The 23,834-nt window shown below is 30.9% G+C and carries 18 protein-coding genes; 16 read left to right on the top strand and 2 right to left on the bottom strand.

The features are described 5' to 3' along the window. Positions 1–14 precede the first annotated feature (14 nt). From AXY43_RS01740 to AXY43_RS01705, 9 genes are all read left to right on the top strand, one after another. Positions 15–545, top strand: a complete 531-nt coding sequence (locus AXY43_RS01740; RefSeq protein WP_236891958.1) for a hypothetical protein — start codon at positions 15–17, stop codon at positions 543–545. Between the two features lie 6 nt (positions 546–551). Further along, complete coding sequence (locus tag AXY43_RS27430; protein WP_157983154.1) at positions 552–689, top strand: hypothetical protein; 138 nt, start codon at positions 552–554, stop codon at positions 687–689. 173 nt (positions 690–862) lie between these two features. Further along, on the top strand, positions 863–4,369 hold the full coding sequence (locus AXY43_RS01735) for a DUF4132 domain-containing protein (protein WP_105410855.1): 3,507 nt from the start codon (positions 863–865) through the stop codon (positions 4,367–4,369). Positions 4,370–4,379: 10 nt separating this feature from the next. Then, on the top strand, positions 4,380–5,183 hold the full coding sequence (locus AXY43_RS01730; protein WP_023975440.1) for a DUF2262 domain-containing protein: 804 nt from the start codon (positions 4,380–4,382) through the stop codon (positions 5,181–5,183). A gap of 24 nt (positions 5,184–5,207) precedes the next feature. After that, positions 5,208–6,323: an ATP-binding protein gene (locus AXY43_RS01725; RefSeq protein WP_023975439.1), complete on the top strand. Its 1,116-nt coding sequence runs from the start codon at positions 5,208–5,210 to the stop codon at positions 6,321–6,323. Further along, positions 6,298–8,745, top strand: coding sequence for a DUF5682 family protein (locus tag AXY43_RS01720; RefSeq protein WP_105410854.1), 2,448 nt, complete (start codon positions 6,298–6,300; stop codon positions 8,743–8,745). The genes AXY43_RS01725 and AXY43_RS01720 overlap by 26 nt, the downstream gene beginning before the upstream one ends. 137 nt (positions 8,746–8,882) lie before the next feature. Then, positions 8,883–10,013 carry a VWA domain-containing protein gene (locus tag AXY43_RS01715; RefSeq protein WP_105410853.1) on the top strand — a complete coding sequence of 377 codons (1,131 nt, stop codon included), beginning with the start codon at positions 8,883–8,885 and terminating at the stop codon, positions 10,011–10,013. Continuing rightward, on the top strand, positions 9,989–11,755 hold the full coding sequence (locus AXY43_RS01710; RefSeq protein WP_105410852.1) for an SWIM zinc finger family protein: 1,767 nt from the start codon (positions 9,989–9,991) through the stop codon (positions 11,753–11,755). The genes AXY43_RS01715 and AXY43_RS01710 overlap by 25 nt, the downstream gene beginning before the upstream one ends. Before the next feature lie 115 nt (positions 11,756–11,870). Continuing rightward, complete coding sequence (locus AXY43_RS01705; protein ID WP_038457616.1) at positions 11,871–12,167, top strand: hypothetical protein; 297 nt, start codon at positions 11,871–11,873, stop codon at positions 12,165–12,167. A 404-nt stretch (positions 12,168–12,571) separates the two neighbouring features. Here the strand turns inward: AXY43_RS01705 and AXY43_RS01700 are convergent, their stop codons facing one another. Beyond that, positions 12,572–12,901: a DUF3784 domain-containing protein gene (locus AXY43_RS01700; protein ID WP_023975434.1), complete on the bottom strand. Its 330-nt coding sequence runs from the start codon at positions 12,899–12,901 to the stop codon at positions 12,572–12,574. 141 nt (positions 12,902–13,042) lie between these two features. After that, positions 13,043–13,531, bottom strand: a complete 489-nt coding sequence (locus tag AXY43_RS01695; RefSeq protein WP_105410851.1) for a GNAT family N-acetyltransferase — start codon at positions 13,529–13,531, stop codon at positions 13,043–13,045. A gap of 254 nt (positions 13,532–13,785) precedes the next feature. Here AXY43_RS01695 and AXY43_RS01690 point away from each other — a divergent pair, with 254 nt between their 5' ends. The 7 genes from AXY43_RS01690 to AXY43_RS01660 all read left to right on the top strand — a co-directional run bounded on the left by AXY43_RS01690 (position 13,786) and on the right by AXY43_RS01660 (position 23,734). Then, entirely contained in the window at positions 13,786–14,502 is a 717-nt protein-coding gene (locus tag AXY43_RS01690) for a transaldolase (protein WP_105410850.1), read from the top strand. A gap of 22 nt (positions 14,503–14,524) precedes the next feature. Next, complete coding sequence (locus tag AXY43_RS01685) at positions 14,525–14,974, top strand: PTS sugar transporter subunit IIA (RefSeq protein WP_012058947.1); 450 nt, start codon at positions 14,525–14,527, stop codon at positions 14,972–14,974. A gap of 45 nt (positions 14,975–15,019) precedes the next feature. Beyond that, entirely contained in the window at positions 15,020–15,304 is a 285-nt protein-coding gene (locus tag AXY43_RS01680) for a PTS sugar transporter subunit IIB (RefSeq protein ID WP_039768568.1), read from the top strand. An 11-nt stretch (positions 15,305–15,315) separates the two neighbouring features. Then, a complete protein-coding gene (locus AXY43_RS01675; protein ID WP_105410849.1) occupies positions 15,316–16,674 on the top strand; it encodes a PTS ascorbate transporter subunit IIC in 1,359 nt (452 codons plus the stop codon). Positions 16,675–16,903: 229 nt separating this feature from the next. Further along, a complete protein-coding gene (locus AXY43_RS01670) occupies positions 16,904–19,048 on the top strand; it encodes a BglG family transcription antiterminator (protein ID WP_105410848.1) in 2,145 nt (714 codons plus the stop codon). A gap of 639 nt (positions 19,049–19,687) precedes the next feature. Continuing rightward, a complete protein-coding gene (locus AXY43_RS01665; protein ID WP_105410847.1) occupies positions 19,688–21,157 on the top strand; it encodes a leucyl aminopeptidase in 1,470 nt (489 codons plus the stop codon). Between the two features lie 543 nt (positions 21,158–21,700). Beyond that, the gene (locus tag AXY43_RS01660; RefSeq protein WP_105410846.1) at positions 21,701–23,734 is read left to right on the top strand and encodes a Na+/H+ antiporter; all 2,034 of its coding nucleotides are present in this window, start codon (positions 21,701–21,703) and stop codon (positions 23,732–23,734) included. Positions 23,735–23,834: the final 100 nt, after the last annotated feature.

Raw genomic sequence — 23,834 nt, 5'->3', positions numbered from 1 at the left:
AATATGAAATTGTCTTGAAAAATTTAACAGTAAGGAATGATTCGATGTATATAAAGTTCAAATGGGAGTGGTTTGAGAATGAAAAAGAATACGATACGTATATGGAAATAGTAAATGGATATGCTGAAAGACAAATAATGATATGTGATAACAGATATATAGCCTCAAATAGGGAAGATAAAGATATGGGATTTTTCTTAGCAGAAGGCTTAATTGAAATAAGTGAATTGGATGAAATAGTTAGCAAAAATGAGTTTGAAGAGGTATGGTCTATTCATAGCAAATGCCTTTTAGAAGATTGGTTGCGTGCTAAAGAATATTTCACTAAAGGAAAAGAAGTAGAAGGAATATTGAAAGTGTTTTACCCTCAAGGAGTGATTATAGAATTAGAGAACAAAACAATTGCTATTGCTGATTATGAAGAATGTGCCAGAAACTCAGAAGCAAAGAACTTATATCCTAATCATTTGGTACGTGCAAAGGTAAAAGATTATGATGAAAAAAATATGTGGATAATCCTTGAGGATGCAAGAGTGCAATTATAGACGGCAATGAAAATAATATACAGTTTTGGAATGGAGTATTATTTAGCTTTAAAGAATGGTGTTCTGACTAATTTGTATAAAGGTGTAACATGGAAGTTATCAATCATGACAATTTATAGTGATGTAACAAATAATGATATTTAAAAGATATGTTCTAAAATACTGAATTGATTTTAATCATAATTATCAATATTTCAGAAGAAGCTCAAAAAATAAGATATAGACAATACATAATTGTTAAGTAGGGAAAGTAAGATGAAGATAGAAGGTATAAAAATTATTAATGAATTATAGGTATAGGAGGAGTGTTAAGTAAAATGGGATTGGAACAGCATTTAACAGAAAAAATAAGTAATGTGTTTTTAGATTTAGGCTTAACGTATGAAGTTATTGATGATTTTAAGGAATATGTAGAAGGTAGCATCAAAGAAGAGGATTTCTTTAATAATCTTCCTAGTATAGATATGAAACAGTTAAAGAGTGATGCGGTAGAGGCAGTGGTTAGTGTATATAATTCTTTAGTCAAGCATAAAGCTAATGATTATTTGTCAAAATACTTAAGAATACTATTTCAAATGGGCAAGTCTTCTTTATTTTTTGTCTTAGATAAGACAAGTTATTATAAACCAACTTCTTATTATAAAGAGTTTTTAAAATACGGTTTAAGTCCAGTCTTTGTTATAGCTTATTATGCCACGTCTATCACTGAGCAGGAAAGAACTTTAGATCGTGGATTTATTTTGTTTTATGATAGTCTTTATGAAAAGTATAGAGATTCATTTTTAGAAGCTATTAAGATAAGCGAAATAAATGAAAAAGCTATAATAATAACTTATTTAGCTTACAAGGAAAAAGATAAAGAATATTTCCTGTGGTTAGAAAATGACATGATTGAATCAGTAGGAAATTTATTTAATAATAGTATATCTAAAATGCAGAAAGATGCATTAATTGAATATTTAAAAGAGGGAACTTCAGATTTAAAAGATATAGTGGAAACTCTAAAAAATGACAGCAGATTAGTTTTGAACCTTAATAAATATGTTTTGAGGTTTTTGATAGGAATTAGTTGTACAATATGCGTTGAATCTGAAATAGCAAGAAGATTTACTAAATTTGCTGCAGAATTTGATTATAAAGAGTTTTTTTACGATTTACATAATTATCTAAAATATAATAGATATAATGTAATATCAAACCTTGTGGATGCTCTTGAAATTAAAAGAGAATCATATATCGCATGGCTTGGAGCGTCTAACAATTTAAATTATAACTATACCTATGGAAAAGAACTAAAGGAAGAAGCAGATAAACACATAGAAGAATTTAAAAAAGCTACAGAGATGTGTTTTGGCATGAATAAAGCTTATATGGCCTTCATTCTTTGGCAAAAAGGAGAAGGCAAGGAATTCCTAAATGATGTAGAAGATGCTTTTATACATGAATTTTCTACGTTTATGGACAAGAATGGTATTGAAAGAGAGGTTTACGAAGATTTTATACAATACTTAGAAGGAAATATCTCTTTTAGTGACATAGATAAGTCTTTAGAAGGCTTATTTGGAAAAAGAGATATGTACATGCCTTCATTTAATTTTTCTAAAATTCTGTTTTGGTTAAAGGATCAATCTTCGATGTTTTCAAGGGCTATGGATATATTTATTACCACAGGAAATCCAGACATATTAAGAAATATGTATAATGATTATCTAAAGTACGAGGGGAAAAAGGCATCAGAAGATGATTTGAATTCTTACATTGAACTACTTGTAAATTGTGGAGCATCTATTAAAAACTATATATGTTATTTAGGACATTGTGCTTTCGGTAATTACGTCAGAAATAGCTTAAGCAGCCAAGCAGTTAAAATTATAGAAAAGTTAATTGAAACAAAGGAAGATGAGGTAATAGAAAATATCCCTAATTGTGATGCTGAAAGTAGAAAAGGTATTTTAGAAACATTGAATAAAACTCTTGAGGAAACTAAAAGTGCAAAAATTCTTATAGAGTATTTAGGTGATTCCTCTAAAGTTGTAAAGGAAACAGTGATAAAGCTTTTAAGCTCAAGCAAGATAAAGCAGCAGATGGTGATAACTAGCTTAAGTTCAAAAAAACAGGCAGTTAGGGAATCGGCAGTAAAGGTGCTTTTAAAGAGCAGTGATGAGAAAGCTCTGAGAGCCTTAAACAAAGCCTTGGAAGTAGAAAAAAGTGAAAAGATAAAGGCCATTATAAGAGATGCTTTAAATCTAGAAAGTGATTTGGAAGAAAACAATGAAGAATTAGATATTTTAAAATACTGTAAGCATGGTTTAAAAGGGAATAAAGCAGCAACTCTAAGATGGCTGAATTGTGATACTTTGACAAAGGTAAAGTTTAAGGATAGTGAAGCTTATGCAGAAAGTGAAATTATAAAATATATGCTTGTATGTTATGCTTCTTGTATTGAAATTGGATTAAGTAGTGAAGCTTTAAAGGTAGGAGAACTTTTAGATAAAAAGGACTTATCTAAACTTGCCTTAGAAATTCTACAAAGGTGGCTAGATGCAGGTGCAGAAAGTAAGAAAAAATGGGTACTACCATTTGCTTCAGTTTATGGAGACTATGAAGTAATAAGTTTAATTAAAAAGAATATAGAAGAGTGGCCTAAGAATTCAAGAGGTGCAATAGCTAGTGAAGCAGTTAAGGCTCTTGCTCTAAATGGAAGTAATGAGGCTTTGATAATAGTAGACAATATATCAAGAAAGTTTAAATTTAAGCAAGTTAAAAATGCAGCAGCTTCAGCTCTTAAATTTGCAGCAGAGCAAATGGGAATAGACATAGAAGAGCTTTCTGATAGAATAGTTCCAAACTTAGGCTTTGATGTAAGAGGAGAAAGAATTTTTGATTATGGAGATAGAAAATTTATTGTATCGCTTACTCCAGAGCTTACTTTAGAAATAACTGATGAAAGTGGCAAAAAGCTTAAAAGCTTGCCAGCTCCAGCTAATAAGGATGATGAAGTTAAGGCAAAGGAGGCTTCTGCAGAATTTAAAAACTTAAAGAAACAGTTAAAAACAGTTGCCAATATACAAGCTATTCGTCTAGAAATGGCCTTATCTAGCAATAGAAAATGGACAAAAGAATCTTGGATAAAACTTTTTGTTGAAAATCCTATTATGCATAAGTTTGCTATAGGTCTTGTCTGGGGGATTTATAAAGATGATGTTTTAACTGATAGCTTTAGATATATGGAAGATGGCAGCTTTAATACTAAGGATGAAGAAGAGTATGAATTAGAAGATGGAATGATAATAGGAATTGTTCACCCTATTGAATTAAATAATGAGGACATGGCTTTGTGGACGGAACAATTTGAAAACTATGAAATCAAACAGCCATTTGAACAGTTAAATAGAGAAATATTTACTGTTACAGAAGAAGAAAGAAATAGAAATACTGTAGAGCGCTTTGGTGGAGTTATGTTAAATGGTTTATCCTTACTTGGTAAATTAACGGGCTTTGGATGGATTAGAGGAGCCATTGGCGATGGTGGTGGTTATTATGCTTTTTATAAAGAAGACAATAATCATAAAGTGGAAGTAGGACTAAATTTCAGCGGTGTATCTGTAGGCTATGAAAGTGAAGAAGTAACAGTATATGATTTGTGTTTTTATAAATTAGGAACCATGTCTAAGTATGCGTATATAAATGAGAAAACACATAAACAAAATACTATATCCATAGGTACACTGCCTGAGAGATTCTTTAGTGAAATTCTTTATCAAGTGAGTAGAGCTTTGGTTTCTAAAACAGGAAACAATGATAAATGGAGAGAAGAGAAATAAGGAGGAAAGTATGAGTAAAAATAAAGAGATAAAAGCCTTTGATAGCAAATTCAAAGAGGAGATATTTGAGGTGGCTGCTGTAACGTCCTCTCTAGGAGTTGGTGCAGGCAAAGGTGGAAAAGAAGAGTTATGGAGAGCTTCTATAAACCTTATTGCTTGGAAGGATTTAAACAGCAATGAGCCATCAGTAAAAGAGGAGATTAATCTATCGTGGCTTACTGATAATGAAGGCTTAAAGGAATGGCAAAAGACTATTAAAGGAAATTCAATAATTAAACTTAAACTTAGAAAAGGCGAAAAATCCTTCATGCTTGTGGAGCTCATGGATGCAAACTATAAGGATAAGGAGCTTCAGGATATATTAGCAGAAGAACTTAAACCAGTATTTTATGAAGATGAAATCCTTGGAAAATTTCAATTAGATAAAGGCATTAAGACTTTTCAGAATGATATCATTTGGGCAGGAGAAGAAGGACGATTATATTTTGATCTAGATGAGGAAAAAAGAATGAAAGATTCTCTTAAAACTGCTCATGAGCTTTTCAAAAATCAAAAAGATTGGAGCGATAGAATTAGAGCTTATGCTGCAAGTGAACTTTTAGAACTTGCCAATGATTGGATTGATGAAGAGGATGAAATTGACGAAGTTACAGAAGAAATGTTTATTAAATCTATAGAGTTGGATACCATAAGTGTTTATCCTGAAGGTGAGTTTGAGATTTTCTTTTTTGATGGAGACTTGTTTGCAGGACACTGCATTATAGTCAGCGGAAATATAAATGGTAGTTTTGAGTCAGCAGACATCGCGGGCTAAAAGGAAGAATAAAGGAGAGTATATATGAGTGAAATAAAAGCATTAAAACCTACCGTTGAAATATTATATGCAGAGGAATTAGCCGCATTAGAAGCTAACGATGACGGGCCTAAACCAAAAAATTGGAGATTATCTCCTAAGGCTGTAAGGACTTTTATTTTAGGAAGCAGTAAGCCTTTAAAGTTAAAAAGAAAGAATGTTAATGTTACAAAGAAATTTTATGGAGATGATACTCTTATTGAAAGATGTATTATAACTTTAGCTGGAAACAGAGGGCTTATGCTGGTTGGAGAGCCTGGAACAGCTAAAACCATGTTAAGTGAGCTTTTATCTGCTGCTATTTGTGGATGCAGCACAAATACTATACAGGGAACAGCAGGAACTACAGAGGACATGATTAAGTATACTTGGAATTATGCTTTGCTTTTAGCTAAAGGACCAGTTAAAGAAGCGCTAGTACCTTCTCCATTGTATATAGGCATGCAAAAGGGAGTTATAACTAGATTTGAGGAAATCACTAGATGCTCAGCAGAGGTGCAAGATAGTTTAATCAGTGTACTTAGTGATAAAGTTTTAAATATACCAGAGTTTGGAGAAGAAGGACTGCTTTGTGCATCTCCTGGTTTCAATGTTATAGCTACTGCTAATACTAGAGACCGTGGAGTTAATGAAATGAGCAGTGCCTTAAAAAGAAGATTTAATTTTGAAACTGTATTCCCAATAAGTGATGTTTCTTTAGAAGCTAAGATTATAGAAGGAGAAGTTGAGAAGCTTATTAAGAATTCTAATATTGATATGGAAGTTGATAGAGATGCAGCGAAAATTCTTGCTACAACCTTTCATGAATTAAGGGAAGGGATATCTTCTGAAGGTAGTAGAATTGACAAGCCTTCTGCAGTAATGAGTACAGCTGAGGCAGTGTCAGTTTATTATCAAACTCTTATGAGTAGCTTTTACTATGGAGATTCTAAAATTGATATGAGTACTATGGTACAAAACATACTAGGTTCTGTCCTTAAGGAAAGCCGTGAAGATGTGGATAAACTAAGGAGTTATTTTAATATTGTAGTTAAAGGTAAAAGTACAAAAATGGGTGGTAACTGGAAGGATTTCTATGAAGCTAAAAAGTGTATTAAATAAAGGTGGAGCTAGCATGGGTAAAAATATAGGTAATCAGGATATAGATAATAAAATAAAAAACTATGTTAAAAAAGCTTATAATTTAGAAAGCAAAGTAATGTTTTTCCCAGTAAGACACCACAGTCCTGCCTGTAGCTTTCATCTGAAAAAGGTAATAGAGAGTTATAATCCTGAGATTATATTAATTGAAGGACCTGTAGAGGCCAATAAAGTAATAAAATATATAGCTCATGAGGAAACTAAAGCTCCTGTATGCATTTACTATAGTTATTTTGATAGAAATTCATTTATAGAAGAAAATAAAGAAAAGTATAGGTGCTATTATCCCTTTTTAGATTTTTCGCCAGAGCTTTTAGCATTAAGAGAAGGAAAAAAGAAAAATATTGCCTGCGAGTTCATAGATTTATCATATGCTGAAATACTTATAAACAGCAAAAAACTAGAGGTTATGGGAAAAGCTCAGGAGAAAAATACCTATAATGATGATTATTTAATGAAGGAAAGTATTTTTATTAAAACCCTTTGTGAAAAGGAAGGCTGCAGAAATTATAATGAGCTTTGGGAAAAATTATTCGAAATAGATGGACTTAAGATAAGTACTGAGAAGTTTATAGAAAATATGATATTTTCCTGCTATCTTTCTAGGGAAAGCTATAATGAAGAAATGCTTAAAGAAGATGGATGCCTTTCTAGAGAAAAATTTATGAGTATGAAAATAAGAGAAGCTATTAAAAAATACAATAAAGTTCTTGTAGTAAGCGGAGGATTTCATACTTCTGCTCTTATTGATGGACTTGAATCTAATGAGGAAATAACTCTTCATAATATAGCACAAGAGGATACAGGAGTATATGCCATGTCCTATTCTTTTGAGGAAAGTGATCAATTAAATGGTTATGCCAGCGGAATGCCTCATCCTGCTTTTTATCAACGAGTTTTTGAAAATATTCAAAAAAAGATGGATAAGCCTTACGAAGAAGCAGTTCTTAATTATATTGTACACTGCGGGAAACTTATAAGAAAAAATCATGGAAATCTTTCCACAGCAGATGAAATTGAGGCCTTTAATATGGCAAAGGGACTTAAATCTCTAAGGAACAAGTATGAATGTGGAGTTTATGAGCTTAAGGATGGCATAACATCTTCTTTTGTAAAAGGTGAAATGGATGCAGAGGCACAAGTTTCTTTAAAATATTTGAGAGACCTGCTTACAGGAAATAAAATAGGTAAGCTATGTGCATTAGCAGAAGTGCCACCTATAGTACAAGATTTTAATGAATTGTGCAGAAAATTTAACATAAAAACCACTACTTTAGAAAATGAAGTGCCATTAAGTATTTATAAGAGTAAAAAACATAGGGAGCAAAGTAAGTTTTTTCATATAATGAAGTTTTTAAATACTAACTTTTGCTTCATGGAAAAGGGACCTGATTTTATTAAAAGGAAAAATACCAATTTAGTAAGAGAAGTATGGAAGTATAAATGGACTACTAAACTCCAAGCTACACTTATAGAACTTTCAGTGCATGGCGGGAGCTTAAAGGAGGCAGCAAGTTCTATACTTGCAAAGAGGTTTATCTCTTGTGAAAATGTATCAGGAGAAGCTTCGCCGCTTTTAATAGAAGCTGCACTTATGGGCGTTGAAAGCAGTTTTCAGGGACTTCTTCCTTTATTTGGTGAGATCTTAAATGGAGATGAAGATTTTGTATCAGTTACAAATTCTTGTTACAATCTAAATTTTTTATGTAATTCAGAGGATTTGCTTAACATTACTATGAATGAAAAGCTTAAAGAATTCTTTACTGCTGCTTATAATAAAGCTGTGTCTCAAATAACAAGTTTAAGCACTGTAGATTATGACAATGAAAATGAAGTTATATCTAAGCTAAAAGATATTTATCATATTTCTAATAAAGCTGATTTTGATAGTGAAACCTTAATCGACAGCTTAAAACTGCTTATTAATAAGAAGAATCTAAACAGCGCAGTTGAAGGAGCATCATTAGGTATATTATACGGATTAAATTCTATTAATTCTAAAGAAGTGACAGATAAGGCAATGCAGTACCTTTATGGAACTGGGGAAAAACTTATGAAGTCAGGAAGCTTTTTAAAGGGATTATTTTCTACAGCTAAAGATTTATTACTTATTGAAGAGGATTTACTTAATGGAATAGACAGCTTTATGAGAAACATAGAAGAGGAACACTTCATGGCACTTCTTCCAGATTTGAGATTCAGTTTTACATTCTTTAATCCTTTTGAAATTGACAGCATTGCTAAAGAGGTAGCAAAAGTGTACAGCACTGATGATGATAGCATTCTATATGAAAAGGCATTAAAAGAGGAGGATATAAACCTAGCAGTATCATTAGATAAATATGCAATGGAGATTTTGAAGAAGTGGAATATACATCCATAAAGCACCAGATGTAAGATTCTAGATAAAGTGCAGATTAAATAACTTATATTGTGGGAATTGGTTTGAGTTAACAGTTATATGATGTGAAATAATATTTGCTAAGTGTAAGTTTTACTTTAAAAGAGAAAGGGTAAGGTATGAATGAAGATTTAATTGGTTTAAATAGATGGCGATTAGTACTTGGAAAGTTTGCAGAGGATAGAATAGGCTTTTCGGAAGATAGCAGCAATTACTCAGAGCTTAGTGATTTGCTAGAGTTCTTATATGATAGGGATTATGATGAAGAAAGAGGAATAAGAGTAGATGACCCAAGAGGAGGAAGAGGAAGCTCTAAGTTTACAGTGCCTTCTTGGATAACAAAGGTTAGAAGCTTATTTCCTAAAGAAACAGTGGAAATATTAGAAAAGCATGCTCTAGAAAAGTATAACATGAAGGAGCTTTTAACAGATAAAAAAGTGCTAGAGGCCATGGAGCCTAATGCAGAGCTTTTAAAAAATATATTGCAGATGAAACATTTAATGAAGGGCGAAGTTTTAGATACTGCAAGAAAAATAGTTAAAAAGGTAGTCGATGAAATAACTAAAAGTCTTGAAAATGAAGTAAAGCTTACTATTATGGGAAAAGTGGACAGAAACAAAAGAAGTGCTGTGAAATCTGCTAGAAACATTGATTTTAAAAGAACTATAAGAGCTAATTTAAAAAATTATGATAAAGAAGAAGAGAGAATAATTGTAGATAAAGTTTATTTTTATGGCAGAGTAAGAAAATATAATCCTTGGAACATAGTTGTTGCTGTAGATGAAAGTGGCAGTATGCTCTCTTCTGTCATTCACAGTGCTATAATGGCAGGCATATTTTCAAAGCTCCCTATGTTAAAAACCAGCCTTTTTATTTTTGATACAGAAATAGTGGACTTAACTTCTTATGTGGATGATGCAGTTCAAACACTTATGAGTGTTCAGCTGGGAGGAGGGACTAATATAGGAAAGGCTTTAAGTTATGCAGAAAAATTAGTAGAAAGTCCTTTAAGAACTATGGTGGTAATGGTGACCGATCTTTATGACGGTTATAATTACAACATAATGTATGCAAGGGCTAAGGCAATAATTGAAACTGGAGCTAAGCTTATAATTCTTACAGCTTTGGATGATAAGGCGAATGGCTTCTATGATAAGAAGGCTGCAGCTAAAATGACTGCACTTGGAGCAGATGTTGCAGCAATGACGCCAGGAGGGTTAGCGAAATGGATAGCAAAGATAATTTCTTAAGTAAGTTAGAATCGTATATTCTTTCTATTAATGATGAGTATCTTATTGGAGTTACTAATAAAGGTATATTTAATAGAGCTTCAAAGGATTTAAGCTCTGGTGCTGGTGTTAAAATTACAGTGGAAGAAGCATCTATAAAATGTGAACTGCCAGATGGAAATTCATGCAGCGTAAATGAAGATATCCAAGCCTTTAAGTGCAGCTGTCCATCAAGGAGTATTTGTAAGCATGCTGTAATGAGTTATTTATATATAAAAAATCATATAGAAGAAATCTTTGGAGAGTCCTCTCCTTTAAATGGGGATTCTAGTGAAGAAATGGAAATATCAAAACAACATGAAGAATTTAGTCCAGATTATTCAGAACTTTTAAATATAAACTTAAAGAGTATAAAAACTGCTTTGGGTGACAGAGAATTTGGAAATATTGTTAAGAGAATGGAGTTTGGATTAAGAGCAGATATAAAAGAAGATGCTCTTCTTCAGGTGGAATTTGCAGGAGAAGAAACTATAAAGTTTATTTCTGTGAATGGCGAAAAAAAGAAAGATATATCCATAAAGGATAGCAGTATAGTTAATAATGCTTTGTGCAGCTGCAAGAGTAAAGCGCTTTGTAGACATAAGGCAGAGGCAGTAATTCACTATGGTCTTTACAAAGGTACGTTAAAGAAAGAAGAAGTTATTTATTTAATTGCTAAGGATAAAATTGTAAGTAAGGAAACTTTAGAAAGCTGTATAAAAGAAGTTAGAAAAACTCTAGAGGAAATATATTTTACAGGTCTTGCAAGAATTCCTGAAAGCTTTTTAGATAAGTTGGAACAAGTATCAATTATTTGTCATAATAGCGATATTCCAAGTATTGAGAAGAAGATAAAAGCACTTCAAGGAAAACTTAGATTATATATTAATAAAAATGCTTCTTTTTCTGTAGAAAGTTTTAGGTATTTGCTACAAAGTATTTATATATTAACTATGGCTATGGAAAATTACAGCGACGAAAAAACTTTAGGAGAATTAATGGGAGAGCATAAAAGTTCTTATTATGAAATTCCTCCTATAGAACTTGCAGCAGTAGGAGCTAGCAAGTGGATAACAGAGTCAGGCTATGAAGGAACTACATTTTATTTTACAGTAGAAGGCTTTAACAAATGGTTTACTTACACTATATCTAGAAATTCATCCTACAACAATAAAAACAGCTATAGCAGAGAAAGCTGTCCTTGGGGGATTGCTTCTGATATAGAAAGCTTCTCTAAAGCTAGAGTAAAGCTTATTAATGGAAAAATAAATGGAGATTTTAGGTTATCTTCTAGTGAAAATAGCAAAGGGGAAATTATAGGTACCACAGATATTCAAAGTATTTATCTTAAGGACAAGACCTTTAATTCTTGGAAGGATTTATTTTCAGCAGTTTCTAATAACTCAGGATTATATTTTAATGAAAGAGAAGAAAATTATAATTTATTTCTTATAAAGCCATTAAAGTTTGGAGAAAGCAGCTTTGATAAAATACAGCAGCTATTCAAAATGCCATTATATGATGAAAAAGAAGAATGTGTAACCATTAAGGTTAAGTATTCTATTAATAATAAAAGTCTTATAGAAAAGCTGGAGAGAATGGAAAGAATGAAAAACTATCCGTTTATGCTCTTGACTAAAGTATACCTTAACGAAACTGGACTTACTGCAGTCCCTATAACAGCTTATTATAAAAATGGTACATTAGTGAATTTGACTATGTAGATAGTAATTGAGTTAGCTTGCCTTGTCTTCTTATCTTACAGAAAAGATAGGTAATATAGCTATCAATATGTATACGGTAGTTTATTTAATTCAATTACATAAAGGATGTGATTTTATGGAAAATAATCAAGACTTGAAAATTATGGTTGATGACATAGAAATGCTTTTGGATGGAATTTTATTAAGTGGAGTAAGTGTAACTTTAGACGGCACTTTAAGAGAAGTTAATAGACTCGCAGTAAGTTGTGATAAATTTGGATTAAAGGAAGGAGCATCTATGCTTTTTAAGCTGGAGGAAGCTCTAAAAATGAAAAGACACTCTTTGAATTTTGATCTGGATGAAGTGGTGAAAACTCTTGCGGTGCTTGGAAGTTATGTTAGCTTGATTAAGGATAAGATGAAAAAGCTTTAAGTTTATAAACCACCGAAATCATAAATATTTTGATTCCGAAAAACTATGAAAATATCGCTGAAGGTTCTAAGCAGCAGGTTGTATCCACTTTAGCATGCTCCAACTTTCAGTTTGACAAGCTAAAATGGAACAACCTACAGCTAAAAACCTTTAACAGCTTCATTTTCAAATGTTTTCTCCACAAATATATTTATGGTTTCTAGTGAAAATATGAACTTAAAGTCTTAGAAAACTTGTAAATTTGTTTATCTATATAGTTAATACTCTGAAATATATCTAAACTAGAAATAAGAATTATGCTTTTGTGAAATGTTTCATTAGAAACCGGAACAACATCATAATCATTGTTTCGGTGATCTATATGCATAGATTCAGGTCTAAATTAAGTATCCATATAGAATATTTTATATCTTAAATTTTTCATCAAATTTCTTATAGCGTATATAAATGTGATATACTAGGGCAATTATTAAAAGTAAGAATGCAAGTTTCATTTCAGTTCCATGATAGAAGTAATCCACAAGAGCTCTTATGATAAAGAAAATTGACCATATGAAAATTGTTTTTCCAAAGTAGTTACAGATCTTTACTTCGTCATAGTTTTTTCTTTCTTCTGGAGATGCAAGGTTATATCCTGAAATAAAATAACAACATTTCCCATTGGATTTTATAAATAATACACTCATAATTACAAATGCAGCTGCAATTAATAAATCAATTGAAATATATGTCATTGCGTCACCTCCCTATAGTACAATAGTTATACACAACATAATTATAAATATTCAAGTATTTTCATAGATAAATATATAATGTTTATCTAAATTTAGAGTCATTTAATTATAGATAAGGATATTTAAGCATATTCTTATTTTTTATAGATTTAGAAATTTTTCATATCTAATTTGATCTCTATTATCAATAAATACTCTGTCTACCATCTTAAAACCATTGCTTTCGTAAAAGTTTCTCAGCCTATCTCTAAATGTACCACAATTCAACCTTAACCATTTTACATTATGCTCTTTGCAAATTAATTCAGCAGATTGTATCAGTTTGTGTCCATATCCCTTTTTCACACTTTCTCTACAAACAGCTAACTTGTGCATTATTCCAGATTCATTCTTCTGTAAGTTTGCCCAAAATAGAGGATCATACCATTGCAAAATATATACTCCAATTAAGGTTCCGTTTTCGTAGCATAATTTCATATCATCAATACTATATTTCTTTAGCAATTCCTCACTTGTTATATCTTCATACTTCCACATTGGCTGATTAATAGAATTAAGCCATGTGGCAGAGTTATTTAAAACCTTTGAAAAAATATCGATACTTTTGTGGGTTGCATTTACTACTTCCAAATATATTCCTCTTTTCTATATAGTTTTTAATTTACTTCATTATATAAATTTTGAAAAATCATATTATCCATTAGATTATAGCTTCATATAATAATTATTATATCACTACCAAATGAGACAAGCTTATGAAAATAGATTATTAAAAACTACAAAATTGCCACAATCGAAATGAAATATATTGAGCTTTACTGGTGGTTACTTGGAATATATAATTGGGTTATAAAGTAAAACAAGTAATTTGATGGAGGAGATAAATGGATTTTAGGGATTTAAATATTAAAATATTTGCAGATGGGGCAAATTTAAATGAAATGTTGGAGGTTTATAAGGGAGGTATTGTTAAAGGCTTTACTACAAATCCCTCGCTTATGAAAAAGGCAGGAATTGATGATTATAAGAAATTTGCCAAAAATGTTTTAGAGGAAATTAAAGATTTACCAGTATCTTTCGAAGTTTTCTCAGATGATTTCGAGACTATGGAAAGGGAGGCAGACGTTTTATCCGAACTAGGTGAAAACGTTTATGTAAAGATACCTATCATGAACACTAAGGGAGAATCTTCAATTCCGCTAATTAAAAAGTTATCGGAAAAAGGATACCATCTTAATGTTACTGCAATTTTCACTTTGGATCAGGTAAAAGATGTGGTAACTTCATTAAATCCAGAAGTTAAGAGTATTGTGTCTGTATTTGCAGGAAGAATAGCAGATGCTGGAACTAATCCAATTAAGCTTATGATGACTAGCAGCAAGCTATGTGAAGTCAATAAAGGTGTAGAGCTTTTATGGGCAAGCTGTAGGGAATTATACAATATTGTTGAAGCAGATGAATGTGGTTGTGAAATAATTACTGTAACTAATGATATATTAAAGAAACTCCCTACTATGGGAAAAGATTTATACGAATATTCTTTGGAAACTGTACGAAGTTTTTATAAGGATGCATCAAGTTTAGGATTTTCTATTTTGTAGCATTAAGGAAGGTGGCAAGGCTATGATTGAAAAGTTATTTAATAAAGAAACAATTGAATTAAATGTTGAAGTAAATGATTGGATAGATGCTATAAGATTTTGTGGAAGTCTATTTGTTAAGAATGGAAATACCGAAGCAAAATATACTGATGCAATGATAAATACAGTAAAAAATATGGGACAATACATTGTTATTGAAAAGGGAATAGCTATGCCGCATGCAAGACCAGAAGATGGAGCCAAGAAAATTGGTATGGGGCTTATAAAACTTAAGAAGCCTATAGAATTCGGTAATGAAGAATATGATCCTGTTGATATATTGATTTTTATATGTGCAATAGATAAGACTTCGCATTTAAAAGCCTTGGCCGAACTTATGACACTTATTGAGGATAATGAATTTTTAAGCATTGTAAGAAATTCATCTTCAAAAGAAGATGTTCTTAGTTATATTAATTCAAAAAGCTTTTAAATTAGCTTAAAGGATTTTTAGTAATATTATAAAGGAGATAGAAAAATGGAAATATTAACGGTTTGTGGCAATGGAATTGGAAGCAGTTTAATGTTAGCTATGAAGATTGAGGAAATCTGCAGGGAAAATAATATAAAAGCTAATGTTGAATCAACTGATTTTAATTCTGCACAAGGGAAGAAGGCAGATTTGATAATTACTGTCAAGGAACTTGCTCAGCAGTTTGATAATAGAGATGTTGCAGTAGTGAGAAGTTATATAAATAAAAAGAAGATAACAGAAGATGTTTTGGAAGTTATTAAAAAGAAGTATATGGAATTAAATAAATAGGGGGTAAGTATATGTCAGTTCTTGAGTTTTTTAGAGACGTATTGAAACAGCCGGCTTTATTAATGGGAATTATGTCATTCGTTGGACTTATTGCACTTAAGAAACCTGGTCATAAAATTATGACGGGAACTTTAAAACCTATACTTGGTTACTTGATGCTTGGCGCTGGAGCAGATTTTATTACCTCTAACCTAGATCCTCTTGGAAAAATGATACAAGAGGGATTTCATATAAATGGAGTTGTTCCAAATAATGAAGCTATTGTTTCTGTTGCACAAAAAGTATTAGGCGTAGAGACAATGACAATTTTAATTGTAGGACTTTTAATTAATTTATTGATAGCAAGATTTACAAAATTTAAATATGTCTTTTTAACAGGTCATCATAGTTTTTTCATGGCTTGCCTTTTATCAGCTGTTCTTGGGACAACAGGTATGAGCGGAACTGAATTAATATTATTCGGTGGATTCTTACTTGGAGCATGGAGTTCAATATCTCCTGCGATAGGACAAAGATTTACTAGAAAAGTAACTGATGGTGACGATATTGCACTAGGTCACTTTGGTAGTTTAGCGTACTATATTTCAGCATGGGTAGGATCTAAGGTAGGAAAAACTGAAGAAAGTACTGAAAAAATTGAAATACCAGAGAAATGGGGATTTTTAAGAGATACAACTATTTCTACTGCATTAACAATGATGATATTTTATTTAATTGCAGCAATAGCGGCAGGTCCAACTTTTGTAGCAACTATTTCAGATGGTACTTCACCTATATTATTTGCTCTTATGGCAGGATTAAAATTTGCAGTTGGAGTAACAATTGTTTACAGTGGTGTTAGAATGATTCTTGGTGATCTTATTCCAGCATTCCAAGGTATTGCAACTAGAATTATCCCTGATGCTGTTCCAGCTGTTGACTGTGCAGTGTTCTTTACTTATGCACCTACAGCTGTTGTTATAGGATTTGTATCTTCTTTCATTGGTGGTGTTATTGGCATGATTCTTTTAGGATTTGCCGGAGGAGTATTGATAATTCCAGGACTAGTACCTCACTTTTTCTGTGGAGCAACTGCTGGAATATTTGGTAATGCAACTGGTGGTCGTAAAGGCGCTATAGTAGGTTCATTTGTAAACGGGCTTTTGATTACTTTTGCACCAGCATTACTTTTACCTGTACTTGGTTCATTAGGATTCCAAAACACAACTTTTGGTGATTTTGATTTTGGAGTTTTAGGTATTATACTTGGTAAAGCATCAGAATTAGTAGGAAAATTTGGTATTATAGCTATTGTTGTTATATTACTAGTAGTTTTAATTGTTCCTAATTTCATAAAAACTAAATCAAAAGCAATTAATAATTTAGATTGATATTTCTAATAAATTAAAGGAATTTATCTTAATGACATAATATCCTTTCTCTTCAATATAAATAATATTAGTGGGTTGAAAGTAAATTAAGCTTTCAACTCATTTGCTTAAGTTAATGAATATTTAAGGTATTATCAAAGGAATAGCAAGTCGATGGTATATTTAGGGCAGTTATTTTCTTTCATAGTCATAAAAAAGTGAGTGATCTTATTAAAAGCAGGTGTATAATATGCTAAATAGCAGGTGTTCAGATATACTAAAACTCATAGCAAACAGCAGTGTACCTATAACTATAAAGGATATTGCTCTTAAGTTTAAAATAAGTTCTAGAAGTATAAGATATGATTTAGATAGAATAGATGAATATTTAAAAGAAATAAATTTAAAACCATTAGTTAGGAAACCTAATGAGGGAATATCAATAGATTTAAGGCAAGATGAGAATAAGAGACTTTTAAACTTAATGGAATCCATAAACAGCTATGATTATGTTATGTCTCAAAAGGAAAGAATAATTTATATAATCTATAAGTTATTAGAAAAAAATAGCTATCTAACAATAAACAGCCTGGCTGAAAATATGTTCGTCAGCAGGGGAACTATTAATAATGACCTTAAAGAAGTAAGAAAATTACTTGAAGGTAATAATATAAAGCTTCAAAGTGAAAAATCCAAAGGAATAAAAGCTATTGGAGATGAGAAAGATCTTAGAAAAGTTGTTTCGAATCTTATGCTTGAAAATGTAGCTGACTCAGATTTGATTGGTGTTAATTTTAAAAAGTTATTTAAGGATATGGATATAGAATTTATTGGTAATGTAATAAAGACTGCAGAAGATCAATTGGAAAGTACATTATCTGATTATTCATTTAACAATTTATTAATTCATATTGCAATTGCCATAAAGAGGATTGAACTTGCTAAAGATATTGTGATGGATGATAATGAGCTTAAAAATTTAAGTAAAACTTGTGAATTTTCTATAGCTTCTGCAATGGCAAGAATGCTGGAGAATAGATATGATATAAAAATACCAAAAAGTGAAATTGGGTATATGACAATACATCTTCTTGGAAGTAACGTAATGTTAAAAGAAGAAAAAAATGATGATCTAGTATATATACAGCTTATTTCCGCTACATTGATAAGTGAAGTTGGAAAAAGGACAAAGTATAATTTTGAAGCGGATGAGCATCTTTTAGAAGGATTAATTCAGCATATAAGACCAATGATTTATAGATTAAAACATGAAGTCAGTATAAATAATCCTCTTCTTGATGAAATTATATATAAATATAAGGAAGTTTTTACTTTAGTAGAAGAAAGTCTGATATTTTTGGAAAAGGATTTAAATGCAGAAATAAGCAAAGAAGAAATTGGCTATATAACTTTGCACTTTATGGCATCTTTAGAGAGGATAAAGAATTTAAACAAGATAAAGTCTAGAGTTTTAGTGGTATGCGCTACTGGAGCTGGGACATCAAAATTTGTATCAATAAAGCTTAAATCCATATTTGACATAAACATAATAGATACAGTTTCAAGCCACGATATTGAAAAGATAGCAAAAAGAGAACCTATAGATTTAATTATAACAACAATCCCAATTAATATAATAGGTATAAGATGTATTTTAGTAAGTCCATTTTTGACAGAAAAAAATATCAGTGAGTTAAGCTTATTCTTTTCAAAATATTCACAAGCACTTGATGATATTGAAAATAAGAAAGAGTCTGAAAGTGAAGAAAGTTTTTCTGAATGTTTTAATGAAGATGATGAATATTATAATATGAATTTGGAATCAAAAAGAAGTGTCATAAAAAATATACTAAATATAGTTGATAAGAACTGCATAATAAATAACTACTCAAATTTAGAAAAAGAAATAGTGACATGCTTAAGTTCATACAAAGAAATAATTCAGCCTTCATTAAGTGAAATAATAAATGATAAATACATTAAACTAAATGAAGAAGCAGAAAACTGGAAAGATGCAATAGTAAAAGGTGGACAAATCCTTAAAAGAAACAGTTGCATAAATGACTCTTATATTGATGCTATGATAAATAATGTTGAAAAATTGGGCTCGTATATAGTTATTTTACCAGGAATAGCAATGCCTCATGCAAGGCCAGAAGATGGAGTATATAAAATTGGCTTTAGTATTATGACATTAAAATATCCAATTAAATTTGGAAACCTTGAAAATGATCCGGTAAAGGTAATAATAACTATGTCAGTAATAGATAATAAAAGTCACATGAAGGCTTTGAAGGAATTAATGAAAATAATAGAACAAGATGATTTTATAGATGAAATGAATAGAACTAATTCTGTAGAAGAGGTTTTGAGAATATTTAATTTATCTAGATAAAAAGATAAATGACGATGAAAAGTTCTATATTGATGACAAAAGCAAGTAAGCGTGATTCTTTAAAGCTCAACAGTATAATTGAATAAAACTATTTTTAATATGTAAGCATTGTGCTAAATCGATATATTTAGTGCAGTGCTTTTCATTATTTGAAAACTACCTATTAAGGCAAAGATTTCAGAAAGTATAATAAAAATAGCTTTATCTTGTAGTAAATTATAATTTTGTTAAGTCCGTCGCTGACATACACTATTTGAAGTTATAACTTATATAATATGATTTTCAATTGGTTTGAAAAGAATCAAAAGTATAAAGATGGAAAAAAGTATTCATATTCGTATTATATGGTATAATAACTACAATAAAAGCGTAACATTAATGATAGATGTTAAGGCTTAAACAAATTATATCTATACTGTTTACAATTTTAATACGCATGTTGGAATCAAGTTTCTACATTCCAGGCTTAAGTAAGCATTTAGTTCAGATTTATTATTTCAATATAGATAACATATAAAGAGTTTATGATTGAAATAATAAACTATAAAGGAATGAAATATTTCTAGTGTTTGTACACGCAGTGAACAGTAGATATAAAATTATGAATATAAACTAATTTTTATAAATGGAGGGAATAGTATGGAATTTAAAATTAATACAATTAAAGATAATGAAGCTGACTTGGTTATGCTTCCGGTTTATAGTGAAAATAAAGATTTGCAAGATGAAAAGCTTACAGTGATATATAAGCATTTTAAAGAAAGCAATAAATTTAAAGGTAATGCTGGAGAAATATGTGTGGCTACCAATGTAGTTGAAAGTGGAGTTCAAGACATAATATTTATTGGACTTGGAAGCAAGGATGAGTTGACAACAGAAATTATAAGAGGTTCTTTTGGAAAGGCAATAAAAAAGGCAATTGAATTAAAAGCTAAAAAAATAGCATTAAATATGACATCTAATAAGAAGTTATCAGTTGAAGATATTACGAAGTCTATGGTTGAAGGAATTGGTTTTGGAGAATATAGATTTGACAAATACAAGACTGAAGCTAATGAAAATTCGGAAATTGAAGTAAGTATCTGTACTGATGAAAATGGAAAGCCAAACTCAATAGATGAATATATAGATGAAGCTTTGATACTTGTTGAAACAACTAAATTTGCAAGGGATTTAGTTAATGAACCAGCTAATGTACTATATCCAGAAACTCTTGCAGAAAAGGTTATTGGCTCTGGAAACAAATATGGATTTGAAGTTGAAGTATTCGATGAAAAGAAAATTAATGAACTTGGAATGGAATCTTTCCTATCAGTAGCTAAAGGATCAGAACTTCCTCCTAGACTTATTGTAATGAGATATTTTGGAGATGAAAGCAAAAAGGACGACATATTAGGTCTAGTTGGAAAGGGAGTCACTTATGATTCAGGTGGATATTCTATCAAGCCAACTAGCAGCATGGATTCAATGAAATCAGACATGGGTGGAGCTGCATCAGTTATTGGAGCAATAAGTGCTATAGCAAAGAAAAAGCTAAAGATAAATGTTGTAGGAGTAATTGCTGCATGTGAAAATTTAATATCTGGCAAAGCATATAAACCAGGAGATATAATTGGTTCTATGGCTGGTAAATACATTGAAGTTTTAAATACAGATGCAGAAGGAAGACTTACTCTTATAGATGCGGTACATTATATAATTGAAAAGGAAAAAGTTAATAAGGTTATAGATTTAGCTACATTAACAGGAGCTGCCTTAGTTGCACTTGGAGTTACTACAACAGCTGTAGTATCTAATAACGATGAGTTTTATAAAGAGTTAGAAAGCGCATCACTTAAAGCTGATGAAAAAGTTTGGAGATTACCTGACTTTGATGATTATAAAAAACTTATTAAGTCCGATATAGCAGATTTAAAAAATACTGGAGGCAGGCATGCAGGTACTATTACTGCTGGATTATTTATAGGCGAATTTGTACAAAATAAGCCTTGGTTACATTTAGATATTGCAGGTACAGCATGGACTGAAAAGGAAAGTAGCTATTGTTCTAAAGGTGGTACAGGAGTTGGTGTAAGGACTCTTTACTATTTAGCAAAGAATAGGTATTAAGATCAGTAAAAGCGCTCTAACAGTTTTTATTAAATTTCTTCTAGAAAATAGAACTTATTAGCTTCTAAAAAGCTAGTAAGTTTTTTATTCTTTAGGTATTTATATTCCAGTAAGATCTGTGGGCAACTTAAAAAAGGTTACTTGGATAGTTTTGGCATTTTAAAAAGAAATCTTATTCGCCTGTATAAAATGTTCTTATATGCAGCGGAGCTGCTATCTCTGATGTGCGGATTTTTCTCACATGCATTCAAAAAGGCAGATGCGTGAAAAAAATCTACACATATGAAAAGAGTGCGAAGCACAATACGGAACTTAAATGAAAAGAGTGCGAAGCACAATACGGAACTTAAATGAAAAGAGTGCGAAGCACAATACGGAACTTAACCACAGTCGCCTGTGATTTTTTTATATTTATAGGGCAAACTAGAAATGTGATACATACCTAAAATACTAATTTATAAAAAAATGTTATTGTTGAGCAATTTTATCATGTATAATAGTAATAACATATAAGTTAAAATAGACCAGAGGAGGGGATATGAAGTGGATTTACTAATGACGATATTATTGTTGATGGGATGTTTATTGATTTCAAATATTATTAGTCACTATGTTCCATCTATACCTACAGCTTTGACACAAATTGTTTTGGGTGTAATTATTGCATTTGCATTTAAACATACTTCTTTTGAATTAGAAGAAGAATGGTTTTTTCTCTTATTCGTAGCGCCGATTTTATATAATGATGGGAAATACTTTCCAAGAGAAGAGTTATGGAAAATGAGGCGTTCAATATTCGGAAATTCTTTAATATTAGTTTTATTAACAACTATAGGTGGAGGATATTTCATTCATTGGATGATACCAGGAATTCCTCTTGCAGCTGCCTTTGCATTAGCAGCTATTTTATCACCAACTGATCCAGTGGCTGTAAATGGTATAGCAAAGAGAATTCATATACCTGAAAAAGTACTAAATCTTGTTAAAGGAGAGTCTTTGATAAATGATGCATCAGGTATAGTAGCCTTTAATTATGCTATAGCTGCTGTAGTAACAGGCTATTTCTCATTAAAAGATGCAATTTTAAATTTTTCATATTTATTTTTAGCAGGGGCAGTCTTAGGTGTGATTTTTGCCTTGATCTTGACATTAATAAGATTTAATTTGCGTAAAGAGGGAATAAATGATGTTGTCTTTCACTCCCTTCTGCAGATATTAGCTCCATTTGTAATATTTATAATCACTGAGGAATTTTTACACGCATCAGGAGTAATTGCTGTGGTGGTTGCAGGTATTGTTCATTCACTTATCAGCAGAAGATTTGAAACTAGCATAGCGGAAGAGCAGGTACTTACAGAAAATATATGGTCCATTATTTTATTTGTATTAAATGGAATTGTATTCTTATTATTAGGATTAAATATTCCCTTATCAATGAGTGAAACAATAGCTGATCCCAATATAGGAAATTTAAAGGCCATTGGATATGTTATTGCAATTGGATTTGTTATTTTGGCAATTCGTTTTATTTGGTCTTATATTTCAGCTTTCTATGAATATCGCCTAAGCAAAAGTAAAAATATAGAAGTGCCTAATGTAAAAATAGCGCTATTAACTAGTTTAACAGGTGTTAGAGGTACGGTTACAATGGCTGGAGTTCTATCAATGCCTTTTTTCTTGGATAACGGAGATACATTTCCAGAACGCTCACTGATACTTTTTTTAACTGCTGGCGTAATATTATTCACATTAATATGCGCAACAATATTTCTACCGTTTTTATGTAAAGGTGAATTAGAAGAAGACAAACAGATTGGGGATAAAAACTTAATCGAAGCCAAAAATAAACTTTTACTTGCTGGTATTAAAGCTGTTGAGTCAGAAATAAATGATGAAAATGAATCAGTAGCTTATGAATTAATTCATGAATATAAACATATATCTCAAAATCTTAGATTTGAGCAAACCTCAAGCGCAGTCGAGAAAAATTTTAATCATCAAGAAATGGTTGAAATACAATTAATAGCATTAAAGGCAGAACGAAAATATATTAATGAATTAATGGGTAAAAGTGAGATTGATGAACAAGTATTTAAAGCACTTGATAAATCTTTAGATTATAGAGAAGAAGTCTTTCTAAGAAATCCTAGTCAAGATACTATGTTTCTTGTAAGAAAATTAACGAGAGCAACGAAGATTTTTTACAAAAAGTTCAAAAAGAGGAAAGAAATCAAGCTAAATAATTTGAAATTAGTAAAAGATATTCAATTAAAATCCTTTCAAGCTGCAATTGAAGCCTTAGAGGAATATCTAAGAAGTCATGAAGGATCAAACGCTGCACAAGACGTAATTCTATATTACAGAACCATGATTAATAGATTTAAAGGAAACGTAGTTAAATATAATGAGGAAAGCATAAAACAAAAGGAAGAACTAAGAATTAAAGCCATGGATATAGAGCGTTCAGCAGTTCGTAATATGTATGAATCGGGAGAAATTACTAGAGAAGAATCAAATGAATTAAGAAGGTATATAAATTATATTGAAAGTGTGATTTTGTATAAGCATGCAGAATAATTCATATAGATAAAGCAGTTTTTTATGATATGCAATTGCATTATACGTTTTAATGTTAAAGAGAACAGTGAAACGGAGAATAGAGCAGTAGCTTGATTAG

This window comes from Clostridium sp. MF28, from assembly GCF_002969175.1.
In the GTDB taxonomy this organism is placed as follows: Bacteria; Bacillota; Clostridia; order Clostridiales; family Clostridiaceae; genus Clostridium; species Clostridium beijerinckii.
Note: the sequence above shows the minus strand (reverse complement) of the source record. Positions and strands in the feature narration are given on the sequence as shown.